This is a genomic window from Aliivibrio friggae, assembly GCF_057368515.1.
In genome coordinates, this window is record NZ_CM170648.1 from 2,162,728 (window position 1) to 2,180,508 (window position 17,781).

Genomic DNA, 17,781 nt, shown 5'->3' on the forward strand with positions numbered 1-17,781 from the left:
TTAAAAAACCTCAGTCGTAATGCCTTGTAATTAAGTTATCGCTCGCGATCGGAAACTCTTTAGGAAAAAAGATAAAAAAAATGAAATAAATTTAAATGAAAGGTAAAACGGGAGGAAGATCGCTATAAATAGACATAAATACAATGATATCGCTTGATTTTTGCACAGTCAAAATCAAAGTTAACCCAATATACGGAACTTCATTTTAATTACTTATATAAAAAAAGCCGAGGCAAGCCTCGGCTTTGGCATAGTGTGAGAGCACTACTACCTTAGAAGTTTATATATTACCTATCTTAATAAGCCAAGTGCAGCATTAGGCGCTTGCTTAGCTTGAGCTAGAATAGACGAACTTGCTTGTTGAAGGATCTGAGCTTTTGTCATCTCTGTGGTTTCTTTTGCAAAATCGACATCTTTGATACGACTATTTGATGCAGATACATTTTCATTAATGTTATCTAAGTTAGAAATAGCATGACTAAAGCGGTTTTGGAATGCACCTAAATCAGCTCGATTCTCATCAACAAATTGCATTGCTGCATCAAGAACTGCGACTGCCTTTTGTGAGCCACCAACCGTCGTTACGTCGATGCTCTTAACAGTTTCAGCTTGTGCTGCACCCATATTTAGTTCGCCAGCCAGAGAACCACCAAAGCTCACCTCACCTTGCACCTTATCATTAGAGGTAACAATTTGTAGTTCACCATCTTCAGATACTGATGCATTAATTGAATCTGTCTGGCCATTAATATAAGTTGCCACTTGTTCAATATCATCGCCTGATTTTGCGTTGATTGTCAGTTCTTTCTCTTCGCCTGCTTTATTTAAAAATGACACGGTTAATTCTGAATTTTCAGCATTAGCAGCCCAGCCAGCATCAAGCTTAGTTTCTGCTTTATAACTTGTTCCACCCATTGAGGCTGAATCAGAACGCATGTTATTTAAGCTAAGCATTACTGCTTCACCAGAATCAGCACCGATTTGGAATGATTTAGTACCAAACTGACCGTTAAGAAGACGTGAACCACCAAATGAAGTTGTTTCTGCAATTCGGTTTAACTCGTCATTAAGCGCACCAACTTCTTGCTGAATCGCTTCACGATCAGCAGAAGTATTTGAACCATTAGAAGATTGAAGAGATAAATCACGCATACGTTGTAAGATGTTTGTCGATTCATTCATCGCACCTTCAGCCGTTTGTGCAATTGAAATACCATCATTTGCATTACGAACAGCAACTTCTAACCCACGAGATTGAGACGTTAAACGATTAGAAATCTGTAAGCCTGCTGCATCGTCTTTTGCGCTATTAATTTTAAAGCCAGAAGATAGGCGTTCCATTGATTGATTAACGCCATCCGTTGCATTGTTTAAGTAACGCTGAGCAGTCATTGCTGATACGTTAGTATTTACTGTAATCGACATAGTGGTATCTCCGTTTAGTTTTCCGATTGTTTTCCGTAGTTCGGAAAACTGAGCTTTATTATTCGACACTAAATTAGTTGCTATTAGTGCCTGATACTTAATTTAGCGACGGTTAAAAATAAACCTTTATCGATTTTCTTATAAAATCATTGATTGCTTTATGAACTATGACCACGCTTCAATTTTTTAAATCTTTGACAAAAAAACAACTAAAGTTTTTACTATTCTGTCCGAGAAAAGCACCTTCTCCTTTTCTTTAGGCAAAAAAAACCAGCTTTCGCTGGCTTCTTACTATATAAACTAACTGATGTATTAACCAAGCAACTTCAGTGCAATATCAGGCGCTTGTTTGGCTTGAGCAAGTACAGTGGAACTTACTTGTTGTAAGATTTGCGCTTTCATCATCTCAACCGTTTCTTTTGCAAAGTCGGTATCTTCAATACGACTGTTTGATGCCGAGATATTTTCATTAATATTATTTAAATTATTAATTGCATGATCAAAACGGTTCTGGAACGCACCTAATGTCGCACGCTCTTTATCGACAAATCCCATGGCTGCATCTAACGTTGCAATCGCTTTTTGAGAACCACCTACTGTCGTTAAATCTAAGTCATTCACGGTATCAAATACAGCACCACCAATGGCTAATTCAGCAGATAATGAACCGCCAAAGGTCACCGCACTTGAGACTAAATCACCCGCGGTAAATAATTGCAATTGGCCGTTCTCATCCACTGACGCTTGAACGGTATCATTTTGCCCATTGATGTAAGTTGCCAACTCCTCAATATCATCACCCGCTTTCGCTTCTATCGTGATTTCTTGAGCTTTACCATTTTCATCAGCAAATGACATTGTTAACGTTTGGCCGCCCTCAGGAACTGTCCAACCTTTGTTTAACTGGCTTTGAGAGGTGTAATGAAATCCCCCCATAGCTAAAGTATCAGATCGCATACTGCCTAGCGTTAGTTGAACAGCCTCACCCGCATTAGCACCAATCTGGAAAGTTGATGTTCCAAATTGACCATTCAATAAACGACGGCCACCAAAAGAGGTGGTTTCTGCAATACGGTTCAATTCATCATTTAAGGCATCCGCTTCTTCTTGTATTGCCTGGCGATCTTGTTGAGAGTTAGAGCCATTTGATGACTGCAGTGCTAAGTCACGCATACGCTGAAGAATGTTAGTACTTTCATTCATTGCCCCTTCTGCAGTTTGGGCAATAGAAATACCATCATTAGCATTACGCACGGCAACATCTAATCCGCTCATTTGAGCTTGTAGTCGATTGGAAATTTGCAGTCCTGCAGCATCATCTTTAGCGCTATTAATTCGCTTACCAGAAGAAAGACGTTCCATCGATTGATTTAACTGCTCTGTCGCTTGATTTAAATATCGCTGTGCCGTCATTGCAGACACATTGGTGTTTACCGTTACAGACATAACAATCTCTTAATATATTTAATCTTAATAGTTATAGCGGCCAAATTACTCAAAGCTTAACTGATATTTTGATGATGGCAGCGGCTGCTGCTTTCTATTTGATAATGATTAGGATCAATACCTTCCGACTTCAATAAGTTAATAAAAGCAGGACTTGAGCATTCTTCTCCTAAATAATGTTTTAGATCTTTTATGGCCTTACGTTTTACTTTATGAATAGGAGAATTAAAGCATTCTCCATAGCCTTTAATATGGCTATTTCTAGAATTGATGCCTTTTTCTTTAAAGTAGCGCTCAACATCTGGATCGATGCATGATTTAGCTAAAATGAATGAATCATATTTCACATAAGATACAACATCATTATTGTGCAGCTGGGCACTAAGCGTAGAAAAAGATAAAGAAGTTAATAATAAAAATCGTAAGAATGAACTCATAGCATGACCTTACTTATAGAATAGACAGTAAGTCATCGACCGAAATAAGGTTTTCTAAATTAAAAAGAGTATTTTTAGAAGGGTAGCCCCAATGAAGGGGCATAAAGCTAGGCTGGTTTTTTATGAGGAGATCTGTGAGAAGAACACAAAAAACCAGTTACCTGAAGCTTGCCAACAATCAAATGAACAAGAGGATGATGAGAGATGAGAGCACCTCTTGTTCACTAAGATGACTGTTGTTAGTTACTCAATTACTGCAGTAAAGTTAGTGCAGCGTTTGGTAACTGTTTCGCTTGAGCAAGAATAGACGTACTAGACTGCTGAAGGATTTGTGCTTTTGTCATGTTTGTTGTTTCTTTAGCAAAATCAGTATCTTTGATTCGGCTGTTAGAAGCAGACACATTCTCTTGAATGTTAGACAAGTTGTTGATGCTGTGGCCTAAACGGTTTTGTTTAGCACCTAAGTCAGCACGCTCACGGTCGATATAAGCAAGTGCAGAGTCGATAACGCCGATAGAAACTTGAGCATCACCCACTGATGTTACGTCTAGTTTATCAACTGTTGCTTTGATACCAGCACCGCCAGCTAAACCTAACTCAGACGCAAGGTTACCTGATACTGCTAACTCACCTTCGATAGATGGTTCAGCAACAAACAGTTGAAGTTTACCTTCATCACCAACAGATGCAGAGATCTTGTCTGATTGACCGTTAATGTATGTCGCTAACTCTTCAATATCGTCACCAGCTTTAGCGTTGATATCGATAGAAACAGCTTCACCTTTTTGAGTTGTAAACTCTAATTTTAGGTCATTTTTGCCAGCTTCTACATTCCAAGATGCGCCTTTACCGTTTTCAGAAACAAAACGTTGACCACCCATGCGGCTGTCATCAGCACGTACAGACGTTAATTCAATAAGGATAGCTTCACCAGCATTTGCGCCGATTTGGAATGCTGACTCACCGAACGTACCGTTAAGTAGACGACGACCACCAAAAGAGGTTGTTTCAGCAATACGGTTTAATTCATCAGACAGTGCATGTACTTCTTCTTGGATAGAAGAGCGATCTTGATCTGAGTTAGAACCGTTTGCCGCTTGTAGTGATAAATCACGCATACGTTGAAGGATGTTTGTCGATTCGTTCATCGCACCTTCAGCTGTTTGAGCGATAGAAATACCATCGTTCGCATTACGCATAGCAACATCAAGACCACGAGTCTGAGCTGTTAAGCGGTTAGAAATTTGTAGACCAGCAGCGTCATCTTTTGCGCTGTTGATTTTAGTACCTGAAGACAAACGCTCCATTGAGTTGTTTAGATCGTTCGTTGCGTTATTTAGGTAACGCTGCGCAGTCATCGCAGATACGTTAGTATTTACATTTACAGCCATCGTTGCTCTCCTTGAGTTTCGTTTTCACGAAATCTACTTTCTGCTCTATTCAGAAATATTTAAAATTCATAGTTAAATATCAGCCACAATTGGCCAATGTTTTTCAATGTCATGTAATTTACATATCAAATCTCATGCCAAGATGAGAGAAACACATACATTAATGACTGACATGCAAAAGCAAAATGATTAACTCTACTTTGCAACTGCTATGTCACTATTTACCATTGGCAAACTGTGAACGTCTCAGTCATAGTTATTAATTAGCATAAGGTGTGCCAGTTTTAAAAATTGAAAGGAAAATATCAAAAAAATAAAATACAACCAATTAAAATCAAAGACTTAAGTGACCAATCAATACTCACCCACCATACTCTAAATACTTGAAAACCAACCTTCTTGCCGCTTTTTTATAAACATTGCCGCATTGTCTCTCAGTCAATATTTAAGAACTAACCAGTAGATTACATTTTACTAAAACGTCTATCTATGGCTTAAGTACAACCAATAAGAATAAAATAGGAAAATAACTGTGATTTTCAATAATAGGCGGCAAATATTTACAATATTCAAGTGAAGCGGCAAAGCTATTCCTATTAGGGTTTTATTTTATAGTTCATATAGTTATAGAGATTTCCATAAATCACCACATTCATCTTCCCACACCGATGGTAACGATAAATAGCAGGCATAAAAAAAGCCCAACATGTCTGTTGAGCTTTCAATATTATTTAATCTCTATACGTAATTAAATAATGTTATGTCTTTTACTTTACCAAAGGCTTGCTGAGAAGCCTGAAGTGCACGTGTATTCTCACTAAATTCAATCACGGCTTGAGCATAATCCAAATCTTCAATTGAGCTTAACGATTTAGAGATTGTTAAATCAAAATCTTGGTGCTGCATTTCTTGTTGATCAAGCGTATTTTGTCTTGTTCCTACTTCAGCCTGAGCTTGGCTTAAGTGAATAAATGCGGCATGAAACTCATCAGTCACTTGATGTAACTCAGCTGTACTTGACGCATCAGATACATGGTTTAGTGCCAGTTCTTGTGCTTTTTTGAAAGAATCAAAAACGCTAATCGTTTTCTTTGGTTCAAGAGTAATCGTATCGCCTGCTTTTAGCTGGCCACGGATCTGTATATCTATCCCTTCATATTTAATCCCTTCAGCAGGATCAAACAGGGCAGTTTTTACTGCACTACCATCTTTTGATAATTGGTAATTATATTTACCATCAGCACCAGCATTAAAACTGACTTCATACGTTGCAGGATCGGTATAATTTGTATTTGTCGCTTTGGACAGTAGTAATTCAGACCCTTCTTTTAGTGAATATTGCGGGTCGTAATCACCAAATGGGTTTTTAATTTCTGTAAATAATTTACTGCCCGAGTCATTTACAGCCACTTCTATTGAACCTGATACTTTCAAACTACGCTGATATTCATCACCAGCATAAGCAACAGTTCCATCATTCGATCGGAAGAATGGTTGTGTTTTTGACTTGGTACCAGAGAATAAATAATTCCCTGATTCATCTAACATGTTAGTTAGATTTAAAAAATTATCTGCAATGCCTTTAATGTCTTGTGCATGAGCATAACGATCTTCTGGTGCAAGAGAACCGTTAATCATTTCCATAACACTACGTTTAGCATCATCAGCAAACTGTTCAGCATTAGCGATGGCTACTTCATGACGCTCTAAACGGTTACGCGCTAAAACAATAGTATCGCTGTATTGACGTAACTCTTCTTTCTTTTGCGTTAAGTTTTGTGCATATAACGCAGCAACGGGGTCGTCACCTGCAGTTAATAGCTTTTTACCTGACGCCAATTGCGCGCTGTTTTGATGAACTTTCGCTTCTTGACGAGAAATATCATTTTGAACTGATTGGTAGTTATGAAAGCTTGAAATACGATTTAACATACTCTATTGCCTCCTAATTACGATAATTGCAAAATTGAATTAAACGTCTCATCTGCCGCTTTCATGATTCGAGAAGAAGCCATGTATGCTTGTTGAAACTTCATCATGTTTGCCGCTTCTTCATCTAAGTTTACGCCAGCAACAGAAGCAACACGACTTTGTGCAGCTTCATTCTCTACACGTGAAACTTCAGATAAACGAGAGGCTGTCGCTTTTTTAAGGCCAATCTCTGTATTTACGTTCTGATATAAATCAATAACGGTTGAGCGACCTTCGTCCATCACTTTACGTGTTTGCAAGCCTTGCATTAATAGCAAGTTACCATTATCACCTTCAGATGGAACTAAGTTAGCTGCAAATTTATCATTTGCTGCGGCACCACCAGTAAGTTCAAATGTTGTACCACCCACAGTTACTGCGCCTTTTGGCGGGTAAGTTTGTGGTTCAAGCAACATTTTGCCTTTCATATCCAAAACGGCAAATTGATTTGCAGCAGGAGAAATAACAACTTGAAACTCTTTTAATTCACCCGCTTGTAATACTTTAAATTTTGCATTACCTGTTGCGAATGTCGCTGAGCTTGCATAGCTTTGTGCGGCTATTTTCTCAGCTTCATTCATTTCAAGCTTCATTTCGCCAGCCGCTATACGCGTTGGACGAAGTAATACACGTTCACCGGCACCTAGTGGTTCACGAATTTCAACTCGCATACCGTCTAGGAAAAAGGTCGATGGGTTACCGGTTGGGTCTAAACGCTGTACTTCACCTGTAGGTCGGGTCACCGTATATTGGCTGCCATCATACTTTAGGGCATAATCGCCTGCTTTTAGTTGGCTAATATCATCAATGAATACACCAACTTCAGCAGAAGAGTCCCCAGGAATAATGGCGCGGCTACGAGCTGCTTGCTCTGAGTTAACATCAGAGAAAATGTTTGCACCAATCTGTCCACGCAGATCTATTGCTTGGCTTTGTAAACGGTTAACTTCACTGCTGAAACCAACTGCCACGCGGCCTAATTCATCCATGATGGTAGGAATTGTGCTATCACGCAATTCAAATAACGCTGACATTTTACCGCCAATACTATCATGTTGAATCGCTTTCATTCCCTTACCTTCAACCATAGCTAGTCGGCGCTGTAATGGGTCAGGAGTCCCTGCTATCATTTTCAATTCACTTGAATGAGTACCAGACACTAGCATGTGTCCACCACCAATTAAGACATTGAATGCATTCTCGTTATCACGCTTAGTAATGGTAACTTTTGTGTATTGAGACAGTTCTTTAATTAACTTTTCATGACGATCCATTAGGTCATTGTGCGGACCCGGGGTCTTGACCATCATTTGGTTAATTTCTTTTAACTCTAGAGCAATACCATTCATGCGCTCTACCGTTAGATCCATCTTTTTATTTACGTCTGAGTTTTGCTGACGTACGTTCTCATAAAAGTCATTTAAGCTTTGTGAAACAAGACGTGATTTTTCTAGGACTACTTTACGTGCACCGATTTCGTTAGGGCTGTCGGCAAGAGTTTTTACGGCATCAAACCAATCATTGATGTTTTCTGGAATACGCTTAGCACCAATAGATGACATCATATTCGTTAGAACATCAAGGTTAGCTTCTGTATCCATAGAGTAGCTTAGGTTGGTTGTAGAAAGGTTCAATTCGTTAGTTGCGAACTGATCAAACGAACGTCGCACAGCGGCAACGTGCACGCCTGCGCCGAGGTTTGCACCTGACACCCAATGAGGCATATTTGTGTCTTGAACTACCGATTGACGACTAAAGCCTTCAGTATTAACGTTGTTAATATTGTGACTGGTCGTATTCAGTTGACGCTGCGCCGTAAGCACACCTTGTGTACCTAGATGTAGCAGATCAAGTCCCATGTTGCCTCCAAAAACTCTATAAAAGATGCGATAAAAAATTTCCTAACAAAACTAATATAGCAATCAGTGTGCCAACTTTTAAACTCAGCATTTTCAATGAGATAGATAAACCCACAACCTTAAAGTCTCTCTTTGCCACTAGATTTCTGTATTTATCGCCTTTCTTTGCCTCTTTTGGTTTTTAAGCGGCAATAAAGCAAAAAATCCTGCCGCTCAGTGATATGACAACACTAAGCAGCAGGATTTTAGATATTTACTAATTCAGTAAGGTTTATTTAGTTAAGCTTTCTACGGTCTTCATTACACTCATGACTTTATTAGTGTAGTTTGGATCAGTTGCATAACCAGCACTGTGGATCCCTTTAATAAAACTTTCTGAACTTTCTGTTTGTTGTAATGCGCGCTCATAACGTGGGTTTTGATTTAAGAATCGAACAAAATCACTAAAGCTCTCTTCATAGTTATCGTATGAACGGAAGGCAGCATTCTCTGTCACTGCGACATTATCGTGATATTCCAACGTATTCTTAGCTATCTTATCGCCCTGCCAGCTTCTATCGGCTTTAATGTTGAATAAGTTATGGCTAGAATCCACTGAATTTTGAATAACTTTTTTACCCCAACCAGTTTCTAGCGCGGCTTGAGCAATTAATACATTTGAGTCAATGCCTAATGCTTTTGCGGCTTTCTCAGCATACGGCTTCATGGTTTCTACAAATTGCTGAGGAGAATCAAATTTCTCAGGTTGTTGTACCGGTCTTGCTGCCAATGCTTTTTCTAGCTGTGCAATACTTGCTGATTCAGTCTGTGATGCTTGTTTAGCTTCAGAACCCTTTGGATATGAGTAATCAACCGGCAAGCGTAACGTTTCATCGGTTGCCGCTTTGCGCATTGCCATGCGAGCATCTTGCTCTAAGTTTTTGCCGTTATGCACTGGTGGCTCTTGATTCATTGATGCGCCAAGTTGTGCAACAATCATATCAGCTAAGCCTAATGAGCCTTTTTTCGACAATTCTGTCGCCATTTGATCATCACGCATTTGCTCAAAGAACTGCTGATTATCACTGCTCATCATATCTGATTTGAATGAATTATTAGCATTACGCATTGATTTAAAAAGCATTTGCGTAAAAATAGATTCAAATTGTTCAGCCGCCGCACGCAGCGCTTTGTCTTGGCTTTCTTGATCGCCATTAACCGCACTTTTACGTAAGTTATCTAGGCCACCCACATCATGGATAAAACCTACGTCTGTCATATTTACTGAATTATTCATTTTTACGCTTACTCTTTTTAATCAGGGTAATAAATCGACTGTCTCTACATTACTAACAGAGCAAGTTTAATGCCAAAAAAAACGCACTTCCGAAGAAGTGCGTTTCCTGTAATTATTTTTCTGTTTATCAAGGAACATTAAATAATGATCAATTGACCTTCAATTGCACCAGCTTGCTTCAATGCTTGTAGAATCGCCATCAAATCCGATGGTGCTGCACCTACTTCATTTACAGCTCGGACTAAATCATCAAGGGTTAGTCCCGGCTCAAACTTAAACATTTTGCCTTGCTCTTCTGTCACTTCAATATCAGAGTCAGGTACAACAACCGTTTGACCATCACTAAATGGACCCGGTTGGCTTACTTGTAAATTTTCTTTAATCGCAACCGTCATACCACCGTGAGTCACTGCGGCAGCTTTTAATTTCACGTGTTTACCGACAACAATAGTACCAGTACGAGAGTTAACAATAATTTTTGCAGAACCATCTGCTGGATCAAAATCAACATTCTCGACGGCTGATAAGAAAGCCACTCGTTGGCTGATATCACGAGGTGCACGCACACGAACAGAAGTTGCATCAACCGCTGACGCCATGTTTGGACCTAGGAAGTTGTTTACTGCATCAGCCATACGTTGAGCAGTAGTAAAATCAGACTCTAATAAATTAAAGGTGATGAAATCACCACGGCCAAATGGAGATGGGATCTCACGTTCAACCATTGCGCCACCAGAGATACGACCTACGGTTGGGTTATTACCAACAATTTTAGAACCGTCAGCCCCCGTAGCACTAAAGCCACTTACAATTAAGTTACCTTGTGCAATAGCGTAGGTCTTACCGTCCAGACCTTTCAGGAAGGTTTGTAGCAAAGTACCACCACGTAAGCTTTTTGCGGAACCTACAGAAGAAACCGTCACATCAACTACTTGACCTTGTTTTGAAAATGCAGGCAAGGTTGCGGTAACCATCACTGCCGCCACGTTTTTTGTTTTTGGCTTTGTACCTGGTGGTAATTGAATACCAAAGTTTTGCAGCATGGCATTAAAGCTTTGATCGGTAAATGGTGTTGATTCACCAGTACCTGGTAAGCCTGAAACCAAGCCATAACCAATTAATTGGTTACTACGAACCCCAGCAACTTCTGCCACGTCTTTAATACGTGCTGCTTGTGCTGTAGAGATACTTAGGCATAACCAAGTAAAGATTAAAGTAACTAGGCTTTTATTCACGTCAAAACTCCAACGATTCGTCATTATTATAGTGCTACATTAAAGAATCGTGCCAAGAATCCAGGTTCTTGCATATCTTGTTGATCACCCGTACCTGAATACTGGATACGTGCGTTTGAAATTCGGGTTGATGCAATGGTGTTATCAAAACTAATGTCATCAGGACGAATAGTGCCACTCAATCGGATATATTCATCCCCAGTATTAAGTGTTAGCCACTTCTCGCCACGGATCAATAAGTTACCGTTAGCTAAAACTTCTACTACTTCTACCGTGATCGAACCACTTAAACTGTTACTTTGGTTAGCTGAGGTGTTTCCGGTGAAGTTATTATCGTTAGATAGCTCGTAAGAGAAATTATATTGGCCACCCATCTGTAACTCTTGACCACCGACTTGCAATGGGTCCATGCTTGAATCATTTGATTTTGATAATTCAGCATCGGCACTTTTTGCCGCTTTGGTATTCTCAGCTAAAGTCACAGTAACAATGTCACCTAAACCACGAGGCTTGGTATCGTCATACATGTCTTGAGCATGATCCATATTGAACAATGAACCTGTTGCCGCAGCGTAATGCTCTGGTTTCTCTTTAGGATGAATAGGAGCCCAAGCTGGATCGCCTGAAATAGGATCATTACGACCACGAAGTGTATCAATAATGCCCCCTCCCTCTTCTTTCGCTTTATCACCTTCTACTGCATCAACATTGGTGGTAGCAGAAGTCACTTCGCTATCTTGTAAGTTCGGGTTTTGAACTAATAGCGCTTCACAACCGGTTAGAGTCGTTAGCATTAGTAAACAAAGAAGACGTTTCATCCTAATCACCAATTACAGTTGTTGGTTAACAAAGCTTGCCATTTTATCAACAGCAGAAATTACTTTTGAGTTCATTTCATAAACACGTTGTGCTTCGATCATGTTCACTAGCTCTTCAGTTACGTTTACGTTTGATGCTTCAAGCATAGATTGACGAATAGCACCTAAGCCTTCTACACCAGGAACCCCTTCCTGTGGGTCACCACTAGCACCTGTTGGTAAGTAAAGGTTTTGACCTACAGGCTCTAAACCACCTGGGTTAATGAAATCAACCGTTGTGATTTGACCAATCACTTGGTTATCTTGTTGGCCACGTAGACGAACAGACACTTCACCATCCGTACCAACAGTTACATTAATTGCATCTTCAGGAACGATAATTTCTGGTTCTAAACGGTAACCAGCGCCTGTTGTTACGATTGCGCCTTCATCATTTAACGTAAATTGACCATTACGAGAATAACCAATGTTGCCATCAGGCATAGTCACTTGGAAAAAGCCTTTGCCTTCGATCATCATATCCATGCCGTTAGACGTGGTTTGAGCATTACCGTTAGTAAATACTTTTTGTGTTGCCACAACTTTAGAACCCGCACCTAGCATTAAGCCAGTTGGTAACTCTGTGTTTTGTGTTGACTGAGCACCGGCTTGGTTTACGTTTTGGTAAAACAGATCTTCAAATACGGCACGGCTCTTTTTAAAACCAACCGTTGAGGCATTCGCCAAGTTGTTTGAGATAGTCGCAATGTTAGTTTGCTGTGCGTCTAAGCCTGTTTTACTTACCCATAATGCTGGATTCATTGTGTATTCCTCTAAATTCTTTAATGTATTAAGTTAATCAAGTTAATTGTTCAATTAACCCATACGTAATAATGAGTCTGAAGCTTTATCCATCTCTTCAGCGGTACTCATCATCTTGACTTGCATTTCAAACTGACGCTGCAAATCAATTAAATTGGTCATCTCACCTACGGCATTAACGTTACTGCCTTCTAATGCACCTTTTAGTACGGTTACACCCGCGTCTGCTTGAAATGCATTATTAGGATTTTTCGAACGGAACAAACCATTCGTGTCTTTAAATAAATCGCGATTATCGGTACGAACTAATTTAATGCGGTCAACTTCTGCCATCGCTTCAGCTGGAGCACCTTGCTCAAGAACAGAGATAGTGCCGTCCTTTGCAATTTGAATCTTTGAGATCGGAAGCGGCAACGTAATTGGCGCGTCATTCTCACCTAATACTAGGTGGCCGCTGCCATTCATTAATAAACCTGTCTCATCTATTTTTAGATTACCAGCACGAGTCAAACCTTCACGACCGGTGTTGTCCATCACTGAAATCCAGCCATCGCCTTCAATTGTTAAATCTAAATCACGGCCAGTTGTAATTACTGAACCTTGAGAAAAGCTACTTCCTGGACGCTCTGTCATATTGAACACACGAGTAGGCAAACCTTCACCATACGCTTGCATTGAACGTGCTTGCTCTAAATCAGCACGGAAACCCGTTGTACTTACGTTGGCAAGGTTGTTTGAACGCAGCTGCATAGCTTGCATGTTTTGCTTTGCGCCACTCATGGCTAAAAATAATGCGCGATCCATAATGAACTCCAATAATCTATCTGAAGTTATAATAGCAATGAGTGTGCCAAGTTTTTTTAATGTTTCATATCAAAAGGTTAGAAGTGTAACAGTGAAGAAAAAGAAGAGGCATGGTACCGGGGAGGAAAAAGATTGAAACCAAGAGGCAACAATTCTGGGTAAAAAATTGCCGTCAATGTCGACGGCAATTTGATAAATAGATACTCGTTTAAATTAACGAATTTGTAGGATATTTTGTTGCAGTTGGTTATGTACATCCAATGAACGAGAGTTCGCTTGGAAGTTACGTTGTGCAGAAATCAAATCAACCAACTCTTGAGTCATATCGATGTTTGATTGCTCTAACGTACCACTTTGAATATCACCAAATGAACCTTGGTTTGCTTCACCCCAAATTGCAGCTCCAGATGCTTGTGTCGTTGACCATTGAGTGCCACCGTTTTGAGCAAGGCCTTGTTGGTTAGTTACACGAACCATTGCTACGCGACCTAATGTCACATCTTTACCATTTGAATAAGAACCAACAATGTTACCACTCTTATCAATATCTACTTTTGATAAGTAACCTGTTGTTGCGCCATCTTCACTGAAACGACGCATTTCAAACGGTGCTGAGAACTGCGTTGGGTTATCAAACTTCATCGTTAATGTCTGAGAAGGATCAGCACCATTTAAGTTTAAACCATTCTCACCTAGCGTTGTTGTTGCAACCGGTTGACCAGCATTGATACTTTGAGTTGTACCATCATTATTAAATATAATCGAATGACCAGTTTGACCTGCCGCATTTGTCGCATCACCTGCATTGATATTTACGGGTTTTTCACCATCAATATCTGTTGATGAATAGAACACATTCCAGCGGTTTGGTTGCGTTGCATCTTTCACATAATAAGTGGTCATTTTATATGGTTGACCTAATGAATCGTACGTCGTTACCGATGTCGACTTATTGTAAGTATCAGGATCGTTCATATCAAAAAGAGCAGGATCTTTTGGTACTTCAGTCGCAGGCAAGTTCATGCCAATCTCAACGTTTTCTGTTGGTTTTGGTTTACCAAATTGGTCTGGGATCTTCAGTGCTTTTGGCTCATAAGAAGATACATTGCCTGACTCAGGATCAACTTCGTAACCTAATAAGAATTCATCATTTGATGTAGTTACATAGTTTTCATTATCTAAGTGAAATGCACCGTTACGGCTTAATTCATTCGTTGCTGGCTGTAGGCGATCTTTTGCTACCGCAAAGAAACCTTGACCAGAAATACGTAAATCCATTGGGTTGTTAGTATAAATACTTGAGCCTTCATGGAATTGCTGAGCAATTTTCGTTGTTTGTGCACCACCACCTGTTGTGGTTTTGGCATTTGAAAACAACGATGATGAATAAACATCACCAAACTCTGCACGAGACTCTTTAAAACCAAACGTATTGGCATTCGCCAAGTTGTTTGATGTTGTGTTTAGATCTTTTTGAGCAGCGGCTAGACCACTTAATGCTACGTATGACATTTGATATCTCCTATCTAGCTACGCTGATGATTTCCAATTCCATTAACGATCACAGTCAATTGGGAATGTTAAAGGAATTGGCATAGCTCTATGTTTTAATGAATTTGTTACAGTAAATGGGAGTATTCAGGCAGCGATAAACTGCTGCACTGAATATTCGCCTTTTATGCCTTACCTACTTCTAGCACTTCTGCCAGTTTCATAGGTGAAGCAAAACCAGCAAGATTAAGCAGAACATTGCCATCGCCTTTGCCTAGAAGAACACTATTTACGTTAGCGTATGTTGATACACCAAACTCTTTGTTTTCTCCATCAAGCACACCAGCAGCTTTGATATTATAGCTACCAGCAGGCATTACATTGCCTTTTTCATCCTTGCCGTCCCACTCAACACGAGTATCGCCAGCAGGTTTAGCGCCCACATTCAAAGTACGAATTAATTGGCCTTGCTCGTTTTCAACACGAACCATTAGGTTATTAATTGCCTGTGGCAATTTAACCATTGCCGCCATACTTTTATCTGCTTCTTTTAGCCCTTTAGCGCCAGGTACTAGAACATCACGGCCAACAAGCGATGATGCTTGTAATGCTTGGTTAGATGTCATTGATGAATTCAAGCTATCAAACTGTGTATTCATCTTGCCAATACCATCAACGGTTGCAAATGATGCCATTTGCGCAATCATTTGATCGTTTTCAACCGGCTTAAACGGGTCTTGCTGAGACAACTGTTTGGTTAATAATGAAAGGAAGTCTTCTTGCTTCAGTTCATTTTTGCCACCAGTAGCCTTTTCAGGCTTATTTGCCTCTTGAAGACTTTTAAGCTGGTCGATGTAGGACAAGCCGTTTTGACCAACGTTATTGATTCCAGTCATAGCTACCTCCTATCCTTATTGACCCATTCGCAGAGTACTCTGCAACATTTGTTTACTCGCATCTGCTACTTGAACATTCGTTTGGTATGAACGAGAAGCAGAAATCATGTTTGCCATTTCTTCCATCACATTAACGTTTGGCTTAAAAATATAGCCATCGTCATTTGCCATAGGGTGATCAGGATTATATTCAGCACGTAATGGTTTTTGGCTTTCAACAATACCAAGAACTTTTACAGGAACTGTATGATCTTGTTTGTATTTTGCTTTACTCAATTCCGCACCAAAGACAGCTTGGCGAGCCTTATAAGTTTCAGCAGCAGAGCTACTTACACTGTCAGCATTTGCCATGTTACTTGAAGTGGTGTTAAGACGAACTGACTCTGCACTCATCGCAGAACCTGTAACGTTAAAAACATTAAATAAGCTCATCTCTATTCCCCTTTAATTGCTTTGGTTAGGTTTTTGAATTTGCTACCTAAAAATTCCAATGATGCTTGATGACGAAGTTGGTTTTGCATAAATAAATTACGCTCCAAATCCACATCTACCGTATTGCCATCTCCCGTATCAGGTTGAGTTGGTACGCGGTATTGAATTTCCCCTGCCACTCGTGTTGAGGCATTGATGTGCCGACCATCTGTACGGCTAAGACCCATGCTTGCCTTAGATGTTGCCGACTGCATTGCTTTTTGAAAGTCCATTCCTTTTGCTTTATAGCCCGGAGTATTCGCTTGAGCGATGTTCGTCGCTAGCATTTCAGCACGTTCAGAGCGAACTCCAACCGTATACTGGTGAATACCTAGTGCATTATCAAAAGAAATTGCCATTTCAAACCCTCCACAAGAACTGACTAGCAGTATATATATTTCATATTGCAACCTGTATGCCAACTTTTCAATTCACAGAACAGATTGACGATACTACTTGCATAAAATTAGCAATATTTATGCCGACTCTAAATAACAAGCACAAAAAAAGCGACCTAAGCCGCCTTTTGTATACTAATTAATCAATTTTAATTATTTTAGCTTATAAATGATACCTGGATTACAACGAACCATTTCAAACTTATCAGTTAAACCGGTTAGTGATTCAGAAGCACCCAGTAGTAAATATCCGCCGGGGTTAAGACTTGCCGCCATCTGATTTAACACTTTGGCTTTCATATCTGGTGAAAAGTAAATCAATACATTACGGCAAAAAATGATATCGAACTTGCCTAATAAGCTGTAGCTATCCATCAAGTTTTGCGGACGGAAGTTAACCATACGTTTAATTTTATCATTAATCTTCATTTTGCCATCACCAGCATCTTCAAAGAACGCACGACGACGCTCAGGAGACAGTCCTCGGCTTAATGCTAAATTATCATAAACACCGGCTTTACATGTATCTAGCATTGTCGGTGAAATGTCCGTTCCAGTAATACTAATATTTGGAAGAAAACCAGGCTTACGCGCTTGGATTTCTGAAATAATCATCCCCATAGAATACGCTTCTTGACCTGATGAACTTGCCGCAGACCAAATTTTAAGAGGTCGACGGTTTGCCGCTAACTCCGGCAATAATTTTTCAGATAAAACGGTAAATGGGTAGCCGTCTCTAAACCATAGCGTTTCATTGGTTGTCATCGCATCAACCGCGGCAACACGTAATTCACGGTTACGACCAGAAATTACTTGTTTTAATAGATCAGATAATGAAGCTAATGAAAACTTAGCAACTAAAGGACTCAGTCGACTTCTTACTAAATATTGCTTACTGTCACCAAGGACAATGCCACATTGAGATTCAAGAAAACGGCTAAAATCACGATACTCTTGTTCGTTGATAGTTATAGTTGTCATTAACGATTTTACTTCCAAATAAAAATGAATTGCCATGTCTTACCAAAGCCATGGCTAATATATTAACTTATTGTAAAAAGC

General features: G+C 39.8%; 16 protein-coding genes. All 16 read right to left on the reverse strand.

Annotated features, from left to right (window positions below; genetic code table 11):
* Window positions 1-291: 291 nt before the first annotated feature.
* On the reverse strand, window positions 292-1,425 hold the full coding sequence (locus AC2INI_RS10055; protein WP_122034176.1) for a flagellin: 1,134 nt from the start codon (window positions 1,423-1,425) through the stop codon (window positions 292-294).
* 312 nt (window positions 1,426-1,737) lie between these two features.
* Window positions 1,738-2,871 (reverse strand): flagellin, encoded by a 1,134-nt coding sequence (locus AC2INI_RS10060; RefSeq protein WP_486304747.1) that lies wholly within the window; start codon window positions 2,869-2,871, stop codon window positions 1,738-1,740.
* Window positions 2,872-2,927: 56 nt separating this feature from the next.
* Window positions 2,928-3,308: a hypothetical protein gene (locus tag AC2INI_RS10065; RefSeq protein WP_486304748.1), complete on the reverse strand. Its 381-nt coding sequence runs from the start codon at window positions 3,306-3,308 to the stop codon at window positions 2,928-2,930.
* Window positions 3,309-3,559: 251 nt separating this feature from the next.
* Window positions 3,560-4,699 (reverse strand): flagellin, encoded by a 1,140-nt coding sequence (locus AC2INI_RS10070; protein WP_122034182.1) that lies wholly within the window; start codon window positions 4,697-4,699, stop codon window positions 3,560-3,562.
* A gap of 738 nt (window positions 4,700-5,437) precedes the next feature.
* Entirely contained in the window at window positions 5,438-6,631 is a 1,194-nt protein-coding gene (flgL, locus tag AC2INI_RS10075) for a flagellar hook-associated protein FlgL (RefSeq protein ID WP_486304749.1), read from the reverse strand.
* 17 nt (window positions 6,632-6,648) lie between these two features.
* Complete coding sequence (flgK, locus tag AC2INI_RS10080) at window positions 6,649-8,529, reverse strand: flagellar hook-associated protein FlgK (RefSeq protein WP_486304750.1); 1,881 nt, start codon at window positions 8,527-8,529, stop codon at window positions 6,649-6,651.
* A gap of 271 nt (window positions 8,530-8,800) precedes the next feature.
* Complete coding sequence (gene flgJ, locus AC2INI_RS10085; RefSeq protein ID WP_486304751.1) at window positions 8,801-9,805, reverse strand: flagellar assembly peptidoglycan hydrolase FlgJ; 1,005 nt, start codon at window positions 9,803-9,805, stop codon at window positions 8,801-8,803.
* Window positions 9,806-9,942: 137 nt separating this feature from the next.
* Window positions 9,943-11,064 (reverse strand): flagellar basal body P-ring protein FlgI, encoded by a 1,122-nt coding sequence (locus tag AC2INI_RS10090; protein WP_122034190.1) that lies wholly within the window; start codon window positions 11,062-11,064, stop codon window positions 9,943-9,945.
* Between the two features lie 2 nt (window positions 11,065-11,066).
* Window positions 11,067-11,858: a flagellar basal body L-ring protein FlgH gene (gene flgH / locus AC2INI_RS10095; protein WP_122034192.1), complete on the reverse strand. Its 792-nt coding sequence runs from the start codon at window positions 11,856-11,858 to the stop codon at window positions 11,067-11,069.
* 12 nt (window positions 11,859-11,870) lie between these two features.
* Entirely contained in the window at window positions 11,871-12,659 is a 789-nt protein-coding gene (gene flgG / locus AC2INI_RS10100; protein WP_486317271.1) for a flagellar basal-body rod protein FlgG, read from the reverse strand.
* A gap of 54 nt (window positions 12,660-12,713) precedes the next feature.
* Complete coding sequence (locus AC2INI_RS10105; RefSeq protein ID WP_045102651.1) at window positions 12,714-13,463, reverse strand: flagellar basal body rod protein FlgF; 750 nt, start codon at window positions 13,461-13,463, stop codon at window positions 12,714-12,716.
* Between the two features lie 213 nt (window positions 13,464-13,676).
* Window positions 13,677-14,975 carry a flagellar hook protein FlgE gene (gene flgE, locus AC2INI_RS10110; protein WP_122034196.1) on the reverse strand — a complete coding sequence of 433 codons (1,299 nt, stop codon included), beginning with the start codon at window positions 14,973-14,975 and terminating at the stop codon, window positions 13,677-13,679.
* Window positions 14,976-15,139: 164 nt separating this feature from the next.
* Window positions 15,140-15,850, reverse strand: a complete 711-nt coding sequence (gene flgD, locus AC2INI_RS10115; protein WP_122034198.1) for a flagellar hook assembly protein FlgD — start codon at window positions 15,848-15,850, stop codon at window positions 15,140-15,142.
* 15 nt (window positions 15,851-15,865) lie between these two features.
* A complete protein-coding gene (gene flgC, locus AC2INI_RS10120) occupies window positions 15,866-16,282 on the reverse strand; it encodes a flagellar basal body rod protein FlgC (protein WP_005420405.1) in 417 nt (138 codons plus the stop codon).
* A gap of 2 nt (window positions 16,283-16,284) precedes the next feature.
* Window positions 16,285-16,680, reverse strand: a complete 396-nt coding sequence (flgB, locus tag AC2INI_RS10125; protein WP_065593831.1) for a flagellar basal body rod protein FlgB — start codon at window positions 16,678-16,680, stop codon at window positions 16,285-16,287.
* 192 nt (window positions 16,681-16,872) lie between these two features.
* Window positions 16,873-17,700 (reverse strand): CheR family methyltransferase, encoded by an 828-nt coding sequence (locus AC2INI_RS10130; RefSeq protein ID WP_122036092.1) that lies wholly within the window; start codon window positions 17,698-17,700, stop codon window positions 16,873-16,875.
* Window positions 17,701-17,781 lie beyond the last annotated feature (81 nt).